We start from the raw sequence: 240 nt of genomic DNA on the forward strand, positions 1-240 counted from the left end.
CGTCCTCCTGCACGGCCTCGGCGCCGGCGACGACATCACCATCGGCTCCCCCATCGCCAACCGCACCGACGACAACCTCACCGACCTCGTCGGCTTCTTCGTCAACACCTGGGTCCTGCGCACCCACCTCCACGGCAACCCCACCTTCACCGACCTCCTCCACCACGTACGCACCAAATCCCTCGCCGCCTACGACCACCAAGACATCCCCTTCGAACGCCTCGTCGAAGCCCTCAACCC

General features: G+C 66.2%; 1 protein-coding gene. It reads left to right on the forward strand.

Annotated elements, in window-relative coordinates:
* A partial coding sequence (locus tag OO63_RS41170) for a condensation domain-containing protein (protein WP_033264998.1) occupies positions 1–240 on the forward strand: 240 nt, incomplete at both ends.

This window comes from Streptomyces alboflavus (assembly GCF_000716675.1).
In the GTDB taxonomy this organism is placed as follows: domain Bacteria; phylum Actinomycetota; class Actinomycetes; order Streptomycetales; family Streptomycetaceae; genus Streptomyces; species Streptomyces alboflavus.